The sequence below is a fragment of the Enterobacter cloacae complex sp. P47BA genome, assembly GCF_014930485.1.
GTDB lineage: Bacteria > Pseudomonadota > Gammaproteobacteria > Enterobacterales > Enterobacteriaceae > Enterobacter > Enterobacter bugandensis.
Genome location: NZ_JADBRF010000016.1, coordinates 1 through 19,431, shown reverse-complemented (window position 1 = coordinate 19,431; position 19,431 = coordinate 1). Strand labels below are relative to the sequence as shown.

Below are 19,431 nucleotides of genomic sequence, written 5' to 3'. Positions count from 1 at the left end.
CTCTACAGCGGTTTGGTGAAGCGAAAATGGCTCTGAGTATATCCCTCACGAACGTAAAAGCGGTGGGCGTCCGTGCGCTTCACGCTGGTGGAGAGCTCCGTTAGCTCGGCACCGGCCTGCCTCGCAACGTCTTCTGCCCAGGCGAGCAGCTGGCTGCCAATCTTTAACCCGCGCGCCTGCGGCATCACCACCAGCTCTTGGATCTCGCCGATCCAGCGGGCGTGATGCAGGTGAAACTGCATGTGCAGGCCGATCATGCCGACGACATGTCCGTCCAGCTCGGCAAGCTGGTAGCGCATGTTGTGATCCTGAAGGTTGGCCAGAAATCCGGCGTGAAACGCCTGGTGATCGAACTCTGCCTGCTTCAGTTCACAGATCAGGGCGTAAACAATTTGCGCATCGTCGGCGATGGCGGGGCGAAGCTGGCAGTCAGGCATGCTGTCTCTCCTTCTGGCGAATAAGCGATAAAAAGGTCTCGACTGACTGTAGCAAACTTCCGTCGTTATTGAGGACGTGACAGCCCGACGGGGTGTAGCGCGCCGCACGTTCCAGCCGCTGGTCGATCTCACGCGCATTTTCGCGTCCCCGGCTTTGCAGGCGGCTGCGCAGAATATCCGGAGAAACCTGCAAACAGACCGGCAGCAGCGCCGCTTCGTACCGGGCTTTGGCCTGCGGCAGATGCGCGCGCGAGCCGTTAACCAGCACGTCGAAGCCCGCGTGCAGCCAGAGGTCGATCTCGATGCCGACGCCGTAATAAAAGCCGTTCGCGTGCCAGCTCAGCGCCAGCAGATTTTGCCCGGCACGGGTAAAAAACTCCTGCTCGCTCAGGGCGATATGGTTTTCACTGCCAGCGTTCGCCGCGCGGGTAATGTAGCGGTGCGCCACCAGCAGCTGTGAATGTTCACGCTGCCGTAACGCCGACAGCAGGCTGTCTTTTCCCGAGCCGGACGGGCCCATTAACCAGATGAGTCTTCCCATCAGAACACCCTTTTTCCCTGACGCCAGACGTGGTCGATATGAACGTGCTCGCCCTTGCGGTGCGCCAGCACCAGGTCTGCCCGTTTGCCTTCGGCAATCTCACCGCGGTCGTGAAGGTTGAGCGCGCTGGCTGGGTTTTTCGTCACCAGTCGAATCGCCTGCGGCAGCGTAAAGCGGTTGTCCTCGTCGTCTGCAACGCGGAAGGCCGCGTCCAGCAGGCTGGCGGGGTAGTAGTCAGACGAGAGGATATCCAGCAGGCCGAGGGAAGCGAGTTTGCTTGCCGCCACGTTTCCGGAGTGCGATCCGCCGCGCACGATGTTCGGCGCGCCCATCAGCACGTTCATGCCGTGTTTGCGGGAGGCTTCAGCCGCTTCGAACGTGGTGGGAAATTCGGCGATCACGCTGCCAAGCTGGTGGGATTCGCGCACGTGATCGTGCGTGGCGTCGTCATGGCTGGCCAGCGCAATGTTGCGGTCGCGGCACATCGCGGCAATGGAGAGGCGGTTCGGCTGCGACCATTGTGCCGCAAGCGCCAGTTGCTCTTCTTCATAGCGCGCCATCTCCGCATCGCTGAGTGAATACTTGCCCTGATAGTATTCACGGTACTTTTCAATGTTGGCGAACTGGCGCTGTCCCGGGGAGTGATCCATCAGGGAGACCAGCGAGACCGGCTCGCGCCCAACCAGCTTTTCAAACAGCGGCAGGGTGGTGTGATGCGGCAGCTCGCAGCGCAGGTGCAGGCGGTGCTCGGCGCGGTTGAGGCCGCGCTTTTGCGTCTCCTCCACGGCGTTGATCATCTTTTCCAGATTTTCCAGACGATCGCCGCCGTCGCGCACGTCGCCGATCGCCACCGCGTCCAGCACCGTGGTGATGCCGCTGGCGACCATCAGCGCGTCGTGGCTGCTCATCGCCGAATGGGCGGGCCAGTCCACCTTCGGGCGCGGGGTGAAGAATTTATCCAGATTATCGGTATGCAGCTCAATCAGCCCCGGCAGCAGCCAGCCGCCTTCGCCGTCCATCGCCTCCGGGGAGCGGCTTTGGGTTTCGGCAAAGGCGCGGATGACGCCGTCCTGGATTTCAACCGAACCCTTCACGACCTCATTTTCCAGCACCAGCCTGACATTATTGATAATCATGCGTTTGTCCCCATCGGGTGCAGCCTGTCCGCCACGCGGGTGCGGACGGCGTCGTCGTGGAAGATCCCGACGATCGCCGCCCCGCGCGCTTTGGCCTGTTCGATCAGCGCTATCACCGCTGCGCTGTTTTTAGCGTCGAGCGAGGCGGTGGGTTCATCCAGCAGTAAAATCGGATAGTCGACGATAAACCCGCGCGCGATATTCACACGCTGCTGCTCGCCGCCGGAAAAGGTCGACGGGGCGAGGTGCCACAGGCGCTCCGGCACGTTGAGGCGCGTCAGCAGGCTGGCGGCCCTGGCGGCGCAGGTTTCGCGCGGTACGCCGAGATCCAGCAGGGGCTGCATCACCACGTCCAGGGCGGAGATCCGCGGGATCACCCGCAGGAACTGGCTGACCCAGCCGATCGTTGAGCGGCGCACTTCCAGCACCTTGCGCGCCGGGGCCTGAACCAGATCGATCCACTCTTCGTTATGGCGAATATGGATGTGGCCTTCGTCCGGTAAATAGTTGGCGTACAGGGAGCGCAGCAGGGTCGATTTACCGCTGCCGGAGTGGCCGTGCAGCACCACGCATTCACCCTGACTCACCTCTAGCGAGGCGTTTTGCAGCACCGGCAGGCGCACGCCATTTTGCTGGTGGAGCACAAAGGTCTTACTGACACTTTCAACGTGGATCATGTTGGCCTCTTAATTCTGTAATACCGACGACACCAGCAGCTGGGTGTACGGATGATGTGGATCGTCAAGCACGCGGTCGGTCAGCCCACTTTCCACCACCTGACCCTGCTTCATCACCAGCAGGCGATCCGCCAGCAGGCGCGCAACGCCCAGATCGTGGGTGACAATCACCACCGCCAGGTTCAGCTCTACCACCAGGCTGCGCAGCAGGTCGAGCAGGCGGGCCTGCACGGAGACGTCCAGCCCGCCGGTGGGTTCATCCATAAACACCAGCTTTGGATGGGTGACCAGATTGCGGGCAATTTGCAAACGCTGCTGCATACCGCCGGAAAAGGTGGTTGGCAGGTCGTCAATGCGCGAGGCGGGGATCTCCACCTCCTCCAGCCAGTGCTGTGCGGTGGCGCGGATGTTGCCGTAGTGGCGCGCGCCGGTGGCCATCAGCCGTTCGCCGATATTGCCTCCCGCCGACACCTGACGGCGCAGGCCGTCCATCGGGTGCTGATGCACCACGCCCCATTCGGTGCGCAGCAGGCGACGGCGCTCGGCCTCGCTTATGTCGTAGAGGGAGCGTCCCTGATACAGGATCTCGCCGTGTTGCGGCGTCAGGCGCGCGGAGATGGACTTCAGCAGGGTGGTTTTGCCGGAGCCGGACTCGCCGACAATGCCCAGCACTTCGCCCGGCCACAGCTCGAACGACACGTCGCTGAAGCCTTTTCCCGGCGCATAAAGGTGGGTCAGGTTATTAACCGAAAGCAGCGGTTTCATTGGCCGTTCGCCTCGCTCTGTTGGCGGCAGTAATCGGTGTCGGAGCAGACAAACATCCGTTTGCCCGTATCGTCCAGCACCACTTCATCGAGATAGCTGTGTTTGGATCCGCAGATGGCGCACGGCTCGTCCCACTCCTGCACCGTAAACGGGTGATCGTCGAAATCCAGGCTTTCGACACGCGTATACGGCGGTACCGCGTAGATGCGTTTTTCACGTCCGGCACCAAAGAGCTGCAGGGCAGGCATCATGTCCATCTTCGGGTTATCGAATTTTGGGATCGGCGACGGGTCCATGACGTAGCGCCCGTTGACCTTCACCGGGTAGGCGTAGGTGGTAGCGATATGGCCGAAGCGGGCGATGTCTTCATACAGTTTGACCTGCATGATCCCGTACTCTTCCAGCGCGTGCATGGTGCGGGTCTCGGTTTCGCGCGGCTCGATAAAGCGCAGCGGCTCCGGGATCGGCACCTGGAAAATCAGAATCTGATCTTCCGTCAGCGGAGTCTCCGGAATGCGGTGGCGGGTCTGGATCAGCGTCGCGTCTTCGGTTTTTTCGGTGGTGTTGACGCCCGTCACGCGCTTAAAGAAGTTGCGGATCGACACGGCGTTGGTGGTATCGTCCGCGCCCTGGTCGATAACCTTCAGCACGTCCGCTTCGCCAATCACGCTGGCGGTGATCTGAATGCCGCCCGTGCCCCAGCCGTACGGCATCGGCATTTCACGGCCACCAAACGGCACCTGATAGCCCGGAATAGCCACCGCTTTTAAAATGGCGCGGCGGATCATGCGTTTAGTTTGCTCATCCAGATAGGCAAAGTTGTAGCCGCTTAAGTTAGCCATTGGCGCGCTCCCGTTGCAGGCGTTTCAGCAGTTCCAGTTCGGCCTGGAAATCGACGTAGTGCGGCAGCTTGAGGTGCGAGACAAAGCCTGCGGCCTCGACGTTGTCCGCGTGGGCCAGCACGAACTCTTCGTCCTGCGCCGGGCCGGCAATGTGCTCGCCGTAGTCCGGCGCCTGCAGGGCGCGGTCAACCAGCGCCATCGCCATCGCTTTGCGCTCGCCGAGGCCAAACACCAGCCCGTAGCCGCGGGTAAAATGCGGGTCTTCATTCTCTGGCGCGACGAAACCGTTGACCATTTCGCACTCGGTCATCAGCAGTTCGCCGACGTTCACCGCAAAACCCAGCTCTTCCGGCACGATTTCGACGTCGAGATAGCCGCTGCGGATCTCTGCCGCGAACGGGTGGTTGCGCCCGTAGCCGCGCTGTGTGGAGTAGGCCAGCGCCAGCAGATACCCTTCGTCGCCGCGCATCAGCTGTTGCAGGCGGGACGAGCGTGAGCACGGGTAGACCGGCGGCGTGCGGGTGACGTCGTCCGGCGTGGCGCCAGTGTCTTCTTCCGCTTTCGCCAGCCCCTGGTTTGCCAGCAGGCTGAAGACGTGCGGAGACGGTTCCTGTTCGACGTCTGAAGTGCTGAGCGTGGGGGCTTCGCCGTTCGCCAGCAGCGTGAAGTCCAACAGACGATGGGTGTAGTCGTAAGTCGGGCCAAGCAGCTGGCCGCCGGGAATGTCTTTGTACACCGCTGAAATACGGCGCTCTAAACGCATTTCCGCCGTGTTCACCGGCTCGCTGACTGCCAGACGGGGAACGGTGGTGCGCCAGGCGCGCAGCAGGAAGATGGCTTCCACGTTATCGCCGCTGGCCTGCTTCAGCGCCAGCGCTGCAAGCTCGCGGTCAGCAACGCCGCCCTCGGTCATCACACGGTCAACCGCGAGGTTAAGCTGTTGCTCAATCTGGGCGACGCTCAGCTCGGGAAGCTGTTCATCGCCCCGGCGTCTGTGCTCCTGTAAGGCATGAGCGGCGGCGATCGCCTTTTCGCCTCCTTTGACGGCAACGTACATCAGCATACCTCCACGTGGGTAGTCCGCGGGATTGCCAGCAGGCGCTCGCCGCAGGTCAGGATCAGGTCAATGCCGAGCGGGAACGGGTGCGGGCGCTCGGTCAGCTCATGGATGATGCACTCCGGTAGCTGGGGCGCGACCATCCGCTCGTCGGCGATGCCTGCGCCCGTCAGGCGAAGCATGCGGCCACCGCTCAGGCTGGAGACCTGCAAAATCAGCGTGGCGCTGGTTTCCGGTGCGACGGCGCTGCCTTCGCTCAGGGCGTTAAGCTGTTCATGGCTGATCTGTTCGTCGGCCACGGCAAAGACCGCCTGCTGGGGCTGATCGACCAGCGGCGCGCTGGTGTGAAAGCGCAGGTTCTGGCTGGCGATATCGTTCAGCAATGCGCCTGACAGCCATACCGGGGTGTCGTTGTCCGCCAGCGTCAGCAGCACGCTGGTGGAGGCGAGGTTCAGCGGCAGCCAGCCCTGCGAGAGCTGGTGCAAGGAGACAATCACCCCCGGCTCGCTCATGGCCTTCAGCAGGCGACGGAAACTCTGTTGGGCATCCTGGACGGCCAGGGTAAAAGCAGGTTGAAGCGTCATGCGTTGTCTCCGCGAACGAGCGTAAAGAAGTCGACCCGGCTGGTGTTCACTTCGGCCTGACGCGCGGCAAGGCGTGCGGCGCGGTCGGCTTCCAGCGGGGCAATAAGGGTTTCCATTAACGTCTGGAAATGCGGGTGTTCCTGTAAAAGCGCGTCGATCACCGCGCAGCGCTCGGCGTGCGTTTTGTCTCGCCCAAGTACGTAGCTATAACCCAGCGTGCCGCTGTTAAGGCGGATAGCCGCGCGGGTGAGGGTGGCATCGCCGGCGAAGAAGCGCTCGCCGGTGCCGCCCATGCGTGCCTGGATCTGCACCAGGCCGATCTCCGGCGCGCGGATCGTGTCGTAGTCCGGCGTCAGGCCGAGTGCGTTCATGCGGGCGGCCAGCGCAGCAGGCTGGCTATGGGCCAGCACGCGCATCCAGCGCTGTCGGGTGGAGGTGTCGAAGTGCATTCAGTGCTCCATGGTGAATTCAATCATGTCGGCGCGGGTCAGGCTGACGGAGTATTCCGTCGCGTTGATCTCGCCGTCACGGTGGTTGAGGGTGCGCACGCAGAGCAGCGGGGCCATGTTGGGGATCTCCAGCACCTTGCTCTCTTTCGCCTGCGCGCGGCGGGCGCTGATGCGCGTCTGGGTGCGTTTGAGCGCGATACCCGTCGCGTCCTGAAGGAAATCATGCAGGGAACCGCTGGCGAAATTTTGCAGCACTGGCCAGAGGGTGAGGTCCGCGAAGTAGTGGTCGATCTGGCAGACCGCCACGCCGTTGACCCGGCGCAACGTACGCAGATGTACGACGTTGTCACCCTCCTGAATCCCGAGCGCGTCCGCCACGTGGTGGGAGGCCGGGCGCAGAACCGAGAGCAGCTTTTCGCTGGTTGGATGGCTACCCTGATCCAGCAGGTTCTGGCTAAAACGCGCCTGGGCGTTGAGCGGGTAGTCAAACGGGCGCATCAGCACCAGCACGCCGACGCCCTGACGGCGCTGCACCCAGCCGCGCTCCACCAGCTGGTCAATGGCGCGGCGCAGGGTGTGGCGGTTCACTTCGTAGCGGTCGGCAAGCTGCTGCTCGGCGGGCAGGTAGTCACCGCAGCGGTAATGCGTGCGCAGCTCCACTTCGAGCCTGGCCGCAATTTCTTGCCAGCGGGTAGGGTAACTGGTCGGATGTCTGGATAAGTGCATACCAATCAAAGCCTCGCTAATCAGATGAAGTGCTTACGCAAGCGTTGAGAGAGGAAATCCAGCAGGCTGACGGTGACGATGATGAGCACCATCAGGGCGCAGGTTTGCTGGAACTGGAAACCGCGAATCGCTTCCCACAGGGTGACGCCAATCCCGCCTGCGCCCACCATACCGACCACGGTGGCGGAACGAACGTTGGACTCGAAGCGGTACAGCGAGTAGGAGATCAGCAGCGGCATCACCTGCGGCAGGACGCCGTAGAGGATCTCTTCGATTTTGTTGGCGCCGGTTGCGCGAATACCTTCCACCGGGCCGGGCTCGATGGCTTCAACCGCTTCCGAGAGCAGCTTGGAGAGCACGCCGGTGGTGTGGATGAACAGCGCCATCACGCCGGCGAACGGACCCAGGCCAACGGCGACCACGAACAGCATCGCAAAGACCATTTCGTTGATGGCGCGACAGGCGTCCATCAGGCGACGCATCGGCTGGTAAACCCACCACGGTACGATGTTTTCGGCGCTCATCAGGCCGAACGGAATGGAGAGAACGACGGCGAGGGCGGTGCCCCAGACGGCGATTTGCAGGGTGATGGCCATTTCGCTGAGGTAGTCCTGCCACTGGCTGAAATCCGGCGGGAAGAAGTCGGCGGCGAAGGTCGCCATGTTGCCGGAATCTTTGAAGAGCAGCAGCGGATCCATCTCCGCGCCCTTCCAGGAGATAACGAGTACCGCCAGCAGGATGGCCCAGCTTATGAGCGAGAACCAGCTGCGCTTCGGCGGCGGGAGGGTGATGGTTTGCATGTTTGACTCCGTGGGTTTAGTCCCCTCTCCCTTGAGGGAGAGGGTTAGGGTGAGGGGGAAATGTGCGCGCTGATGCCCTCACCCCGGCCCTCTCCCACAGGGAGAGGGAGAAAAGATCTACTGCACCGCTTTATTCACGCTCGTCATCGCACCCAGCGCGGCGGTCAGGCGGTCGAGGTCTTCCAGCTGGGCCTGGATTTCAGAGACTTTGCTGGTCTTCTCCTCTTCCTTCAGCCCTTTGTTGTCCTTCACGGCCTGCATCTGCTTAAACAGCGCCAGCTGGCGAATCGGGACCAGCTGCAGATCGCTGGACGCGCGGAACGGTGCCCAGCCCAGACGTTCCAGAACCGCTTTCTCTTCCGGCGTTTTGCCGTAGTTCATAAAGAAGTCGTAGACCTTGTCCTTGGTGCTTTCGGAGAGGTTTTTGCGCCAGACGATCGGGTCGCCGGGGATCAGCGGGGATTTCCAGATGACCTTTAGCTCTTTCAGCTTGTCCGGCGCGGAGGTTTTCAGCTTGTCGAGGTTTTCGGTGTTGTTGGTGGCAACGTCCACCTGCTTGTTCGCCACGGCCAGCGCGTTGGTTTCGTGGCTGGCGTTGACGGTGCGCTTAAAGTCGCTGGCGGAGATGTTGTTTTTCGCGAAGACGTAGTAGCCAGGGACGAGGAAGCCGGAAGTGGAGTTCGGATCGCCGTTACCAAAGGTCAGATCTTTGCGTTTGGCGATCATGTCGTTGAGGTTGTTGATCGGGCTGTCTTTGTTGACGATCAGCACGCTCCAGTATCCTGGAGAACCATCTGCCGCAACGGTCTGGGCAAAGACCTGACCGTTGGCGCGGTCCACCGCTTCCATGGCGGAAAGGTTGCCGTACCAGGCGATGTCCACTTTGTTAAAGCGCATCCCCTGGATGATGCCCGCGTAGTCCGGGGCGAAGAAGGCGTTCACTTTGATCCCCAGTTTGGTTTCCATATCTTTCAGGAACGGTTCCCACTGCGGCTTCAGGTTTTGCTGTGATTCCGTTGAAATGATGCCAAAGTTCAACGCTTTTTCCTGCTCTTCGGCGTACGCCGGGCTTAACAGGGTGCTGATGCTGAACATGCTGGTGAAGGCCAGCGCGGCAACGGCTTTGTAGTTCATTTCCATTCCTCGTTATCGGGGCGTTAAGCAGCCTGCGCGCGTTCTTCGACGCGGTTTACGCTGCGGTAGAGATGGTCAAAACGTTCGTTATCAAACTGGTGGCTGGCGCCATCGAAGAACACGTGTCCCTGACGCAGGGCGTAATCCACCTGATGCAGCGTCACCACCACGGTGATGCCGTCGTTCTGGTTGATGTCGCGCAGGGTTTCCATCACGATGCGGGCCGACTCCGGATCCAACGAGGCGATGGGCTCATCGGCCAGAATGATTTTGGCTTTCTGCATCAGGGCGCGGGCGATAGCGACGCGCTGCTGCTGCCCGCCGGACAGCGTGGACACGCGCTGGTGGGCGAAGTGCGCCATGCCGACGCGGGTCAGCGCCTGTAAGGCTTCCTGCTTCTGTGATGGGGAGAACCAGCGCAGGCAGGTGCGCCAGAACGGGGTGCTGCCGAGCGCGCCAATCAGCACGTTCTCCAGCACCGACAGGCGGTTCACCAGGTTGAACTGCTGAAAGATGTAGCCCGTCCGGGCGCGGCTTTTGCGAATATCGCTCGCCAGACGGCCCGCATGCTGCACGGTGTTACCCAGCAGCTCGACGCGGCTTTCCGGCGTTTTATCGCAGGTAATAAGGCCGCTTAAGTGACGCAGAAGGGTGGATTTTCCTGAACCGGACGGCCCCAGCAGCGCCACCATTTCGCCCTGCTGGACGGTCAGATCAACGGCATGCAGCGCCTTGTTGTGATTGAAGGTCTTGCTCAGTTTCTCGACGCGGATGACAGTGTGCATGTGCTGGGCCTCACGATAAATGTGGCCTCATGCTGGCGCATCAATATGACATTTGGGTTAAGTGCAGGTTGCGGGAGTTTGAAGAGTTGAGGGGAGTTTGATGACAGGCGGAGGCAGACCGCCCACCGCCCGAAAATTAGTGCTGCTGCTTAACGACGTTAATCATCCACGGCACGCCGTATTTGTCGGTGACCTTACCGAAGCCGTGCGCCCAGAAGGTTTCCTGCCAGGCCATGTCGATATTCCCGCCATCGGCAAGGTTGTCGAACCAGCGCTTGCCTTCTGACACATCCTGCGTGTCGAGCACCAGCGTGAAGCCCGCGTACTGTGCGCTGCTGCCCGGCGGCAGCCCGTCGCTCATCATGATATCGCTGCCCGCAATGCGAACGTTGGAGTGAGCGATAGCCGAATCCGGAAACTGCATGCCGGACGGACAGCCTTCTTCGCTGTTATCGCTTTTTGGCATTTCGCCGAAGGTGATTTTATAGAGGAGTTCTGCGCCGACGGCCTGCTGATAGAAGGCGGTAGCCTCTGCACAGTTGCCGGCAAAAGAGATGTAGGGACTTAACGGCATAATCTTTACCTCACGTAAGAAAAGCCCGTTAAGTGTAGTTCCCGAAAGCCCGGTAAGCGAAGCGCTACCGGGCGGGTAAATCAGTTCTTTTTCACGAACTCGGATTTCAGTTTCATCGGACCGAAGCCGTCAATTTTACAATCGATATTATGATCGCCTTCCACCAGACGGATATTCTTCACTTTGGTGCCGATCTTCAGCATGGAAGAGCTGCCTTTCACCTTAAGATCTTTCACCACGGTGACGCTGTCGCCATCCGCCAGCAGATTACCGTTGGCATCTTTGACGATCAGTGCATCAGCGTCCTGCGCTGGCTCGGCATCATTCCATTCGTGTGCACATTCCGGGCAGATGAACATGCCATTATCTTCGTATGTGTATTCAGAATTGCATTTTGGGCAGTGTGGGAGTTGCATGTCGGTATCCTCAAAAGTGTTAACGCGCTGGAAAGTGCCAGCTAAATGACGGCAGAGTGCCGAAAAAGGCGGCAAGTATAACGCAAATCCACACTTTTGTCGGTGCTATTGTGAATTTAAAAAACGCAGAAAATGTGTTGCGAGTGACACTTACTGTCAGTCAGCTAAGCGATGCTAACGTCATTAACACGGTGGAAAGAGAAGTCGCTAAATATATCGAATATTTTATTGCGGCAAATTGCTACGCACCTTCATTTCGGATAAGGTGAAGCAACGCATTGTTATTTATCTTCGAACTTTACTGCCATGCATTTCTTATGTTGGCGGCCTATCCCTCTCTTTTTAGGTGGGTAAATAATGATGATATATCCTGAAGCTTCTTAAAATGGGCCAGGCTTTTTATCTTTTGGCTTTCAGGCCTTGAGGAGAGCTTTACACGCCATGCAGGGATAGCCATTTATTTCTGATTATCTTCAATTAGTTATATTTTGGTGAACATGTTTTCCACACGTGATCATATAAGCCTGAACATCATAATTAATACAAGTGGCTTAATAAAAGTAATAAATTTGCGTTAAGGAAAGGCTTTTATCATGCACACACAGACCATTTTTGAATTAAGTCAGGAAGCTGAGCGTTTGTTACAGCTTGCCCTGCAAAATCTCGATACTCTGAAAACAATGCCGACAGCGAAGCTGGAGAGCACGACGGCTGCTATTACAGGTGAAAAGAACAACGTGCTGCCTTTGCATTTTAGTGCGCGAGGCGTCGAAGCGCAGCAGGCAACGCTGAATAATGAATTACGCAAAATAACACGTCTGGAAATGGTTCTGGCTATCGTTGGCACGATGAAAGCGGGGAAATCGACCACCATTAATGCCATTGTGGGTACCGAAGTGTTGCCGAACCGCAACCGCCCAATGACGGCGCTGCCTACGCTGATCCGTCATACGCCAGGCCAAAAAGAGCCGGTGCTCCACTTCTCACATGTCTCTCCTATTGATGATTTGATTCACCTGCTGCAGAAAAAGCTTGGCGATTACGATCGCGGCAAGCTGGCTCTGCAACTGGAAATTGATAAGGACATGAATACGCTGCTGGAGCGTATTGAGAAAGGCGAGGCCTTTGAAAAGCATCATCTCGGGGCGCAGCCAATATTTCATTGCCTGAAAAGTCTCAATGACCTGGTGAGGCTCTCCCAGGCGCTGGGCGTGGCGTTTCCGTTCTCCGAATACGCGGCCATCGAACATATTCCGGTGATTGAAGTGGAGTTCGTGCATCTTGCGGGTTTGGATGCGCACCTCGGGCAGCTGACGCTGCTCGATACCCCCGGCCCCAATGAGGCCGGACAACCGCATCTGCAAAAAATGCTTAGCGAACAGCTAGCCCGCGCGTCGGCGGTGCTGGCGGTGATGGATTATACCCAGCTTAAATCTATTTCTGATGAAGAGGTCCGTCAGGCTATTTCGGTTGCGGGGAAATCAGTGCCTCTGTATGCGCTGGTGAATAAATTCGACCAGAAGGATCGCAATAGCGACGATGAAGAGCAGGTCAGGGCGATGATCTCCGGTACCTTAATGAAAGGCACTATTTCGCCTGGCCAGATCTACCCTGTTTCCTCTATGTGGGCGTATCTGGCAAACCGCGCCCGCAACGAGATGAATGCCCGTGGACGCCTGCCGGATCATCAGGAGCAGCCCTGGGTGCAGGATTTTGCCGAAGCCGCACTCGGACGCCGCTGGCGTTCGGCGGACCTGGACGATATAAACCATATCCGTCACGCAGCCGATTTGCTCTGGGAAGATTCGCTGTTTGAACAGCCGATACGCAAACTGATTTACGCCGCCTATGCCAATGCCTCGCTATTCGCGCTGCGCTCGGCCTCGCATAAGCTGCTCAACTACGCGCAAAATGCCCGGGAGTATCTCGACTTCCGCTATCAGGGGCTGACGGTGGCCTTTGAGGGGCTGGAACTGAACATCGCGCGTCTTGAAGAGGATATGGCGCTGCTGCAGACGCGCCAGAGCGCGGTGAGCGATGAGGTGAAACATGAAGTTGACCAGGCGCTGAACGCGACCGCGGACTTTATGGAGGCCGAAAAATCGGCGCTTCACCAGGCAGTGGGCCATGTGTTCAGCACTCAAAATATTCTTGATTTGGCAGGTATTGAGCGGCTGAATCCCCGCAGTGACAAACTGCAAGAGCGGGAACCACTGGTTCTGGATGATGAAGGTCAGGCGCAGATCGTCCTGAGTAAAATTCGCTCCTCCTGTGAACTCATCATGCTGGATGCGCAGGCAAAAATTGCCCGGGAGCTGGCGTTACGCTTCGATCAGCTGGAATCTACGCTGGCGCGCTCGCTGAATGACGCTATCCGCCCCATTGAAACGCGTATAAAAGAGCATCTGAGCCATGCTGGCTTCCGGGCGCGGATCAGCTTCCCGGCTTTTCAGGCAAACCAGCTTGACTTCAATACGCGGGCACTGTTTAACGATGCCATTGCACAGGATAACCGCCCGGCAGGTCAACTTTCCGCCGGGAGCAGTATGCGTGAAACCGTTTCGCGTTGGCTCAATAATCCAGGCTGGGGCTGGGATGAGTACGTGGTCACGCGCACGCACTATGTTATCGACATTGCGCAACTGCATGACAAATTTAAGCAACATATTGATCAGTTTTGTGAACAAATACGTAAAGCTTTGTCCGCGCAGGTCGATGTCTCTGTTACGGCCGGAATGGCGACGTTCTTTGCAGAATTTTCGTTATGCCTGACCGGGTTACAGGAAAGCTTGCGTGATAGCCTCGCAGTGCGTCAACAAAATGAGCATTCAACCCGAGCGCTCAGCCAGCTGTTGAAGCAAAGCATTACGACTGCGACGTGGATTCAGGAAGACACCCGACTGTTACGCGATGACATTCAAACTCTATTCGCAGCAGAGCAACCATGACAACACAGCTACTGGACGGTCCCGGGCGGACGCTGGAGTGTATTCATCCCAGGTTTATGGTCGATCTTGTGCAGGGCGTGGACGCGGCGCGCCATCCCCATCTGGGGCCGCAGCAGCTGCAGTTTCGTGAACGTTTGACTCAGGAGATCATGACGCATACCCGGCTACGGCCCTGGGCGATGGCGGGAATGCTTAACGAGAACGCGGCCCTGCGTCTGGGGCTGGCGGAAAAACTCGCCGGCATGTTGGATCCAGGCCATCTTGCGCTGACGCTGATGGCCGATAAACTGACTGCACTGTGCCAGCAGGCTCACCTGCGCGCTCAGCCATCTCCCGGCCTGCTTGAACAGTATGCGGAGCTCTCCTCTCATTTTACCCAACGTGCCGCCTATAAAGAAAAGGCGCTGACCCAGCGTGGACTGACGGTACAGGCGGGCGAGCACAGTGAACAAATTTTCACCCGCTGGCGAGCCGGTCACTATGATGGCTGGTCTTTGGCCGGGCGCTGCTTCATTGTTCTGGAAGAGCTGCGCTGGGGAGCATTTGGCGATGCCTGCCGTCTGGCGAACAATGATGTGTCGGCAATGCTCAAGGATAATTTACGCAGCATGGCCGCCAACTACCTCGCGCAGGGCATCAATGCGTCTCCCACAACGCGCCATTTCTATCATCAATGGCTGACCACACCCGCTTCGGCGGGTTTAATCGATCACAAAGACATGCTGGGCTGGCTGGGCGACTGGTGTCAGGCGGATATACACCCGGTGAGTTGGTCAGTGACGCAAAACTGGCAGACCGTCGCGCTGGGTATGCCGAGGCTGTGTTCGGCAAAACGGCTGGTGGATGCAATGGTGGAAGAGATTTTTGGTTGAACCCCTCATCCTGACCCTCTCCCCCCAGGGGAGAGAGGATGGCTGGCGCGGTGTGTTAGTGATTCATTTCTATCGGTTTCGGTTCAGGCGGGATCTCTTGCACATTTCCGTAGCGTTTCGCGTATAGCGCCGTGATGATGGGCACCAGGATTGCGGTGACAATTACGCTGGCGGCAACCAGTGCCGTCGCGGACGCGGCCACCGGTTCGAAGGCCGGGTTAATCTGGGCGATAATCACCGGGTTTGCAACGGCAGCGCCTGCGGCTGAAGAGGCGGCGACGCCCGCCGTGCCGTTTCCTCCCCCGATTACGCGGTCAGCAATGATCAGCGGAATACCGGTGATGATGATAACCGCGACACCCAGCACAATCCCCAGCAGTCCCGTATCCAGAATCACGTTCAGGTTGATGGTGTTACCCAGCGCAAAGCCAAAGAATGGGATCAGCACCGGCGTGGCTTTGCTGAAGAAATCACGCAGATCGTGATCCAGATTGCCCAGCGCGAAGCCGATCAGGAATGGCAGGATCGCGCCGACAAAATGATGGGGCTCAAAAGAAGCCAGGCCAGCGGACCCCAGGATCAGCATCGTCATGAGCGGGCCGGACTCCAGAGACATCAAAACAAACGCGCCGGACTCCTCTTTGGTTCCGTACTGGTTCATCAGGCTGGCATACAGCCCGCCGTTGGTCATGTCCATCGCCGAGACAATCGCCAGGACGGATAACCCGGCGAAGAAACCGGTCTGAATTCCATTTTCAGGAATGAACATCGCGCATATCATTGCGACCACCCAGGCAACCGCTATTTTGGTTATCACCAGCGTTCCGGATTTGCGTAATACGGTACCGGTTGCCCGCAAATTAATGGATGCGCCGATACAAAAGAACCAGACCGCCAGGATGGGAACGGTACCCGTAATCATCCCCTTTGTGAAACCACCAAAATAAGCCCCGGTTTCAGGTGCTAATGTATTCAGAATAGCACCGAGTACCAGCGGCACCAGCATCATACCCCCCGGTATGCGTTCTATCGTGGCTTTAATCTTCATCTCTAACCCTCACAATTTCGCCTCTCATGGTGAGCGGCAGGTGCGAATAAAAAAATCAATAAATTCAATTTGATGAAGGGTGCTCTTGATGATTGGTTTGTGATAACCCTGCACCGAAATTCAGTTAGCGCTCTCGTTTCCTCTCGTCAGAAAACATGCGTCGCTATGTTTCAGGAATTATCATGCGATCGATGGAATATTGATTCAATGAAAATAAAACGGTGTTTTAGTTATCTTCATCACATATTGAATGTAAACTTTACGGCGCGTTGTGAGAGCTGAAAATTTATGTAAATCTCTTGTAAAAAATATGGCTTTTTATTCTGTTGGGAAAAGAAAAAGGATGAGGGCGAAAATGGGGGCTCTGGAAGGTTGAGAAAGTACTTATTTGCGGTAGTTGACAAAAAACTGTCTTCACCTGACGCAGTATAAATATATGTGTGAAGTTGATCACAAATATAAACGCTGGTAGGGTAAAAAGGTCATTAACTGCCCAGACAGGCGTCAACAGGTTCGGTTGTATCGACGGAAAACGTCAATGTAAGTAAACCTGCTACGCTTGAAGATGGAGGTTCGCACGGAGCGGATCTCGGGTTCACAGAGTGCGAGTTGGCTGTGGAACGGACAGGGCTAAGTCTACGAGGAAAGCTATGCTAAGAAGGAAAAAGGTTAAACCCATTACGCTTCGCGACGTCACCATTATTGATGACGCTAAACTGCGTAAAGCGATCACCGCCGCCTCGCTCGGTAATGCGATGGAATGGTTCGATTTCGGTGTCTACGGCTTTGTTGCCTATGCATTAGGTAAAGTGTTCTTCCCCGGTGCTGACCCAAGCCTGCAGATGATTGCCGCGCTGGGTACATTCTCCGTTCCTTTCCTGATCCGCCCGCTGGGTGGTCTGTTCTTCGGTATGCTCGGTGACAAATACGGTCGCCAGAAAATACTCGCTATCACCATTGTCATTATGTCGATCAGTACGTTCTGTATCGGCCTAATACCGTCCTATGCCACGATCGGCATCTGGGCACCTATTCTGCTGTTGCTCTGTAAGATGGCGCAGGGCTTCTCCGTCGGGGGCGAGTATACCGGGGCGTCGATCTTCGTCGCGGAGTATTCCCCTGACCGTAAGCGCGGCTTCATGGGTAGCTGGCTGGACTTCGGTTCGATTGCCGGGTTTGTGATGGGCGCGGGCGTCGTGGTTCTGATTTCAACCGTGGTCGGTGAGGAGAACTTCCTCGACTGGGGCTGGCGTATCCCGTTCTTTATCGCGCTCCCGCTGGGTATTATCGGTCTTTACCTGCGACATGCGCTGGAAGAGACACCTGCGTTCCAGCAGCACGTTGAGAAACTGGAGCAGGGCGACCGCGAAGGGTTGCAGGACGGCCCGAAAGTGTCCTTTAAAGAGATTGCGACAAAGCACTGGCGCAGCCTGCTGACCTGTATTGGTCTGGTGATTTCCACCAACGTCACTTACTACATGCTGCTGACCTACATGCCGAGCTATCTGTCGCATAACCTGCACTACTCGGAAGATCACGGCGTACTGATTATTATCGCCATCATGGTGGGTATGCTGTTTGTACAGCCGATTATGGGTCTGCTGAGCGACCGCTTTGGCCGTCGACCGTTTATCATCCTGGGTAGCGTAGCGCTGTTCGCGCTGGCGATCCCGGCGTTTATTCTGATCAACAGTAACGTGCTGGGTCTGATTTTCGCGGGTCTGCTGATGCTGGCGGTGATCCTGAACTGCTTTATCGGGGTGATGGCATCCACATTACCTGCGATGTTCCCGACGCACATTCGTTATAGTGCGCTGGCGGCGGCGTTCAACATCTCCGTTCTGATTGCCGGCCTGACGCCTACGCTTGCCGCCTCTCTGGTGGAAAGCACGCAGAACCTGATGATGCCTGCCTACTACCTGATGGTTATTGCGGTAGTCGGCCTGGCGACCGGCCTGACCATGAAGGAGACGGCGAACCGTCCTCTGAAAGGGGCGACGCCTGCGGCATCTGATATTCAGGAAGCGAAAGAAATCCTGCGCGAGCATTACGATAACGTTGAGCAGAAAATTGAGGATATCGACGCAGAGATTGAAGAGCTGCAGAAGAAACGCTCCCGTCTTGTTGATCAACATCCACGCATTAACGAGTAATAAAGAAACCCGCCAACGGCGGGTTTTCTTTTATTAGCATCCGGCGGCGATGTAGTCGCCGTTGGCGCTAATGGGGATGACGGTCAGGAACAGGACGGTCGCGAACAGGATCAGGATGATACCTCCGGCAATTTTAACTGCCGGTACCAGCCATCTGAACGCGCTATCTCCCCCGAACCATGCCACCGTGCGTTCACGGGCATAACGAACCGCCAGTGATAGCCCCATAATAGAGAGTGCCGTTCCTAAAGACATGGTCATAACGGCCGCCATTCCCCAGGTGACAATGCCCAGCGCGTTCGAAAACATCAGAATCATGATTGCACCGCTGCACGGACGTGCGCCAATCGCCAGAATAACGCCCAGACGCGTTTTCCAGTCACCTTGTGTCAGATCTGCGCCCACGCCGTGATGACCACAGCCACAGTGTTCATCGTGCTGATGAAGGGGAGTGATGGCTGAGATCCTCATTCTTTGAGGCCGCAGGCTTTTCAGCGCCTGGTAAATGATGAAAGCACCAAACGCGCCAATCAGCACGGCGCTTATCTTCTCGACATACCAGCGGCTGGTGCTGATATCCCCTGACGCGAGGTTAAATCCTACTGCCAGAATAAAGACAAACAGAATGGCGCTGACGCCCTGCATCAGGCTGCCAAGAAAGGGAACGGTGCGTGCGGCCAGTTCGCTCTCCTTATTTGTGCTCAGGTAGGTTGTCACGATGAACTTCCCGTGCCCCGGCCCGATGGCGTGAAGGACGCCATAAAAGAAAGCGCCTGTTAAGAGCCATAATCCACCGCTGTACTGGTTGTTATTAAGCTGCAGTAGATACATCACCAGATAACGGTGCAGCGTAATCTGCGTGGCAAGGCACCACTGGATAAAGGCGTTCCAGTGCGTATGCAGCGTAAAAGCGGTGAAGAGGATGGTCAGCAGCATCAATCCGGCCGTAGGGAGGCGCCAGTCGCGAGGCAGGCGTTGTGTATTCATCAGGGGGAGCTCTGCGGAGAAGAATATTTGCCGCTAGTATAGTTGATCTTCTCTTTCAGTTCGCAGGATCGCATCAGGATCTTGCTGTAATTGTGGATAAGTCTGTGCGTAAAAGGGTATAAGGCGGGGTTTTGCTGGGGAATGCATCAGTCAGTCATTTTTTTGCAACTTTTCTGTTGCGGGCTGCGGAGAACTCCCTATAATGCGCCTCCATCGACACGGCGGATGTGAATCACTTCACAGTTAACCCGGTCGGTTGAAGAGAAAAAATCCTGAAATAACGGGTTGACTCTGAAAGAGGAAAGCGTAATATACGCCACCTCGCAACGGTGAGCGAAAGCCGCGTTGCACTGCTCTTTAACAATTTATCAGACAATCTGTGTGGGCACTCAAAGTGACATGGATTCTTAATGTCTTCGGACAATAAATGAATACCAAGTCTCTGAGTGAACATACGTAATTCATTACGAAGTTTAATTCACGAGCATCAAACTTAAATT

General features: G+C 57.2%; 20 protein-coding genes. 3 read left to right on the top strand and 17 right to left on the bottom strand.

Annotated features, from left to right (window positions below):
* Nucleotides 1-2: 2 nt before the first annotated feature.
* From phnO to IM299_RS16230, 15 genes are all read right to left on the bottom strand, one after another.
* Nucleotides 3-437: an aminoalkylphosphonate N-acetyltransferase gene (gene phnO, locus IM299_RS16300; protein ID WP_193357813.1), complete on the bottom strand. Its 435-nt coding sequence runs from the start codon at nt 435-437 to the stop codon at nt 3-5.
* Nucleotides 430-981 (bottom strand): ribose 1,5-bisphosphokinase, encoded by a 552-nt coding sequence (phnN, locus tag IM299_RS16295; protein ID WP_028015204.1) that lies wholly within the window; start codon nt 979-981, stop codon nt 430-432. Before phnN ends, phnO begins: the two co-directional genes overlap by 8 nt.
* A complete protein-coding gene (gene phnM / locus IM299_RS16290; protein WP_193357812.1) occupies nt 978-2,114 on the bottom strand; it encodes an alpha-D-ribose 1-methylphosphonate 5-triphosphate diphosphatase in 1,137 nt (378 codons plus the stop codon). Before phnM ends, phnN begins: the two co-directional genes overlap by 4 nt.
* Nucleotides 2,111-2,791: a phosphonate C-P lyase system protein PhnL gene (gene phnL, locus IM299_RS16285; RefSeq protein ID WP_193357811.1), complete on the bottom strand. Its 681-nt coding sequence runs from the start codon at nt 2,789-2,791 to the stop codon at nt 2,111-2,113. The genes phnM and phnL overlap by 4 nt, the downstream gene beginning before the upstream one ends.
* A 9-nt stretch (nt 2,792-2,800) precedes the next feature.
* Complete coding sequence (gene phnK / locus IM299_RS16280; RefSeq protein WP_041911513.1) at nt 2,801-3,556, bottom strand: phosphonate C-P lyase system protein PhnK; 756 nt, start codon at nt 3,554-3,556, stop codon at nt 2,801-2,803.
* Nucleotides 3,553-4,398: an alpha-D-ribose 1-methylphosphonate 5-phosphate C-P-lyase PhnJ gene (phnJ, locus tag IM299_RS16275; RefSeq protein WP_041911512.1), complete on the bottom strand. Its 846-nt coding sequence runs from the start codon at nt 4,396-4,398 to the stop codon at nt 3,553-3,555. Before phnJ ends, phnK begins: the two co-directional genes overlap by 4 nt.
* Complete coding sequence (locus IM299_RS16270) at nt 4,391-5,455, bottom strand: carbon-phosphorus lyase complex subunit PhnI (protein WP_028015209.1); 1,065 nt, start codon at nt 5,453-5,455, stop codon at nt 4,391-4,393. Before IM299_RS16270 ends, phnJ begins: the two co-directional genes overlap by 8 nt.
* Nucleotides 5,455-6,039, bottom strand: coding sequence for a phosphonate C-P lyase system protein PhnH (gene phnH, locus IM299_RS16265; protein WP_045630769.1), 585 nt, complete (start codon nt 6,037-6,039; stop codon nt 5,455-5,457). The genes IM299_RS16270 and phnH overlap by 1 nt, the downstream gene beginning before the upstream one ends.
* Nucleotides 6,036-6,488 (bottom strand): phosphonate C-P lyase system protein PhnG, encoded by a 453-nt coding sequence (gene phnG, locus IM299_RS16260; RefSeq protein WP_028015211.1) that lies wholly within the window; start codon nt 6,486-6,488, stop codon nt 6,036-6,038. The genes phnH and phnG overlap by 4 nt, the downstream gene beginning before the upstream one ends.
* Nucleotides 6,489-7,214 (bottom strand): phosphonate metabolism transcriptional regulator PhnF, encoded by a 726-nt coding sequence (gene phnF / locus IM299_RS16255; RefSeq protein ID WP_193357810.1) that lies wholly within the window; start codon nt 7,212-7,214, stop codon nt 6,489-6,491.
* A gap of 20 nt (nt 7,215-7,234) precedes the next feature.
* Entirely contained in the window at nt 7,235-8,014 is a 780-nt protein-coding gene (phnE, locus tag IM299_RS16250; RefSeq protein WP_028015213.1) for a phosphonate ABC transporter, permease protein PhnE, read from the bottom strand.
* Nucleotides 8,015-8,131: 117 nt separating this feature from the next.
* Nucleotides 8,132-9,148 (bottom strand): phosphonate ABC transporter substrate-binding protein, encoded by a 1,017-nt coding sequence (gene phnD / locus IM299_RS16245; protein WP_028015214.1) that lies wholly within the window; start codon nt 9,146-9,148, stop codon nt 8,132-8,134.
* Between the two features lie 23 nt (nt 9,149-9,171).
* Nucleotides 9,172-9,933, bottom strand: a complete 762-nt coding sequence (gene phnC / locus IM299_RS16240) for a phosphonate ABC transporter ATP-binding protein (protein ID WP_193357809.1) — start codon at nt 9,931-9,933, stop codon at nt 9,172-9,174.
* 136 nt (nt 9,934-10,069) lie between these two features.
* A complete protein-coding gene (gene yjdN / locus IM299_RS16235; protein ID WP_028015216.1) occupies nt 10,070-10,507 on the bottom strand; it encodes a VOC family metalloprotein YjdN in 438 nt (145 codons plus the stop codon).
* A gap of 80 nt (nt 10,508-10,587) precedes the next feature.
* Nucleotides 10,588-10,923 (bottom strand): zinc ribbon domain-containing protein YjdM, encoded by a 336-nt coding sequence (locus IM299_RS16230; RefSeq protein WP_047366881.1) that lies wholly within the window; start codon nt 10,921-10,923, stop codon nt 10,588-10,590.
* Between the two features lie 593 nt (nt 10,924-11,516).
* On the opposite strand from IM299_RS16230, the gene crfC reads away from it, so the two are divergent.
* Entirely contained in the window at nt 11,517-13,871 is a 2,355-nt protein-coding gene (crfC, locus tag IM299_RS16225) for a clamp-binding protein CrfC (RefSeq protein WP_193357808.1), read from the top strand.
* On the top strand, nt 13,868-14,743 hold the full coding sequence (locus IM299_RS16220) for a diguanylate cyclase regulator RdcB family protein (RefSeq protein ID WP_028015219.1): 876 nt from the start codon (nt 13,868-13,870) through the stop codon (nt 14,741-14,743). Before crfC ends, IM299_RS16220 begins: the two co-directional genes overlap by 4 nt.
* Nucleotides 14,744-14,798: 55 nt before the next feature.
* On the opposite strand, the gene kdgT is transcribed toward IM299_RS16220, so the two are convergent.
* Nucleotides 14,799-15,791, bottom strand: a complete 993-nt coding sequence (kdgT, locus tag IM299_RS16215; RefSeq protein ID WP_028015220.1) for a 2-keto-3-deoxygluconate transporter — start codon at nt 15,789-15,791, stop codon at nt 14,799-14,801.
* 650 nt (nt 15,792-16,441) lie between these two features.
* Here kdgT and proP point away from each other — a divergent pair.
* The gene (gene proP / locus IM299_RS16210) at nt 16,442-17,944 is read left to right on the top strand and encodes a glycine betaine/L-proline transporter ProP (protein ID WP_041911505.1); all 1,503 of its coding nucleotides are present in this window, start codon (nt 16,442-16,444) and stop codon (nt 17,942-17,944) included.
* A gap of 33 nt (nt 17,945-17,977) precedes the next feature.
* Here proP and IM299_RS16205 read toward each other — a convergent pair whose 3' ends face one another.
* A complete protein-coding gene (locus IM299_RS16205) occupies nt 17,978-18,931 on the bottom strand; it encodes a nickel/cobalt transporter (protein ID WP_193357807.1) in 954 nt (317 codons plus the stop codon).
* Nucleotides 18,932-19,431 lie beyond the last annotated feature (500 nt).

What these genes read in the sequence shown, in the direction of transcription:
- phnO (WP_193357813.1), bottom strand. Translation starts at nt 437, where the DNA reads ATGCCTGACTGCCAGCTTCGCCCCGCCATCGCCGACGATGCGCAAATT.
- phnM (WP_193357812.1), bottom strand. Translation starts at nt 2,114, where the DNA reads ATGATTATCAATAATGTCAGGCTGGTGCTGGAAAATGAGGTCGTGAAG.
- phnL (WP_193357811.1), bottom strand. Translation starts at nt 2,791, where the DNA reads ATGATCCACGTTGAAAGTGTCAGTAAGACCTTTGTGCTCCACCAGCAA.
- phnK (WP_041911513.1), bottom strand. Translation starts at nt 3,556, where the DNA reads ATGAAACCGCTGCTTTCGGTTAATAACCTGACCCACCTTTATGCGCCG.
- phnJ (WP_041911512.1), bottom strand. Translation starts at nt 4,398, where the DNA reads ATGGCTAACTTAAGCGGCTACAACTTTGCCTATCTGGATGAGCAAACT.
- IM299_RS16270 (WP_028015209.1), bottom strand. Translation starts at nt 5,455, where the DNA reads ATGTACGTTGCCGTCAAAGGAGGCGAAAAGGCGATCGCCGCCGCTCAT.
- phnH (WP_045630769.1), bottom strand. Translation starts at nt 6,039, where the DNA reads ATGACGCTTCAACCTGCTTTTACCCTGGCCGTCCAGGATGCCCAACAG.
- phnG (WP_028015211.1), bottom strand. Translation starts at nt 6,488, where the DNA reads ATGCACTTCGACACCTCCACCCGACAGCGCTGGATGCGCGTGCTGGCC.
- phnF (WP_193357810.1), bottom strand. Translation starts at nt 7,214, where the DNA reads ATGCACTTATCCAGACATCCGACCAGTTACCCTACCCGCTGGCAAGAA.
- phnE (WP_028015213.1), bottom strand. Translation starts at nt 8,014, where the DNA reads ATGCAAACCATCACCCTCCCGCCGCCGAAGCGCAGCTGGTTCTCGCTC.
- phnD (WP_028015214.1), bottom strand. Translation starts at nt 9,148, where the DNA reads ATGAACTACAAAGCCGTTGCCGCGCTGGCCTTCACCAGCATGTTCAGC.
- phnC (WP_193357809.1), bottom strand. Translation starts at nt 9,933, where the DNA reads ATGCACACTGTCATCCGCGTCGAGAAACTGAGCAAGACCTTCAATCAC.
- yjdN (WP_028015216.1), bottom strand. Translation starts at nt 10,507, where the DNA reads ATGCCGTTAAGTCCCTACATCTCTTTTGCCGGCAACTGTGCAGAGGCT.
- IM299_RS16230 (WP_047366881.1), bottom strand. Translation starts at nt 10,923, where the DNA reads ATGCAACTCCCACACTGCCCAAAATGCAATTCTGAATACACATACGAA.
- crfC (WP_193357808.1), top strand. Translation starts at nt 11,517, where the DNA reads ATGCACACACAGACCATTTTTGAATTAAGTCAGGAAGCTGAGCGTTTG.
- IM299_RS16220 (WP_028015219.1), top strand. Translation starts at nt 13,868, where the DNA reads ATGACAACACAGCTACTGGACGGTCCCGGGCGGACGCTGGAGTGTATT.
- kdgT (WP_028015220.1), bottom strand. Translation starts at nt 15,791, where the DNA reads ATGAAGATTAAAGCCACGATAGAACGCATACCGGGGGGTATGATGCTG.
- proP (WP_041911505.1), top strand. Translation starts at nt 16,442, where the DNA reads ATGCTAAGAAGGAAAAAGGTTAAACCCATTACGCTTCGCGACGTCACC.
- IM299_RS16205 (WP_193357807.1), bottom strand. Translation starts at nt 18,931, where the DNA reads ATGAATACACAACGCCTGCCTCGCGACTGGCGCCTCCCTACGGCCGGA.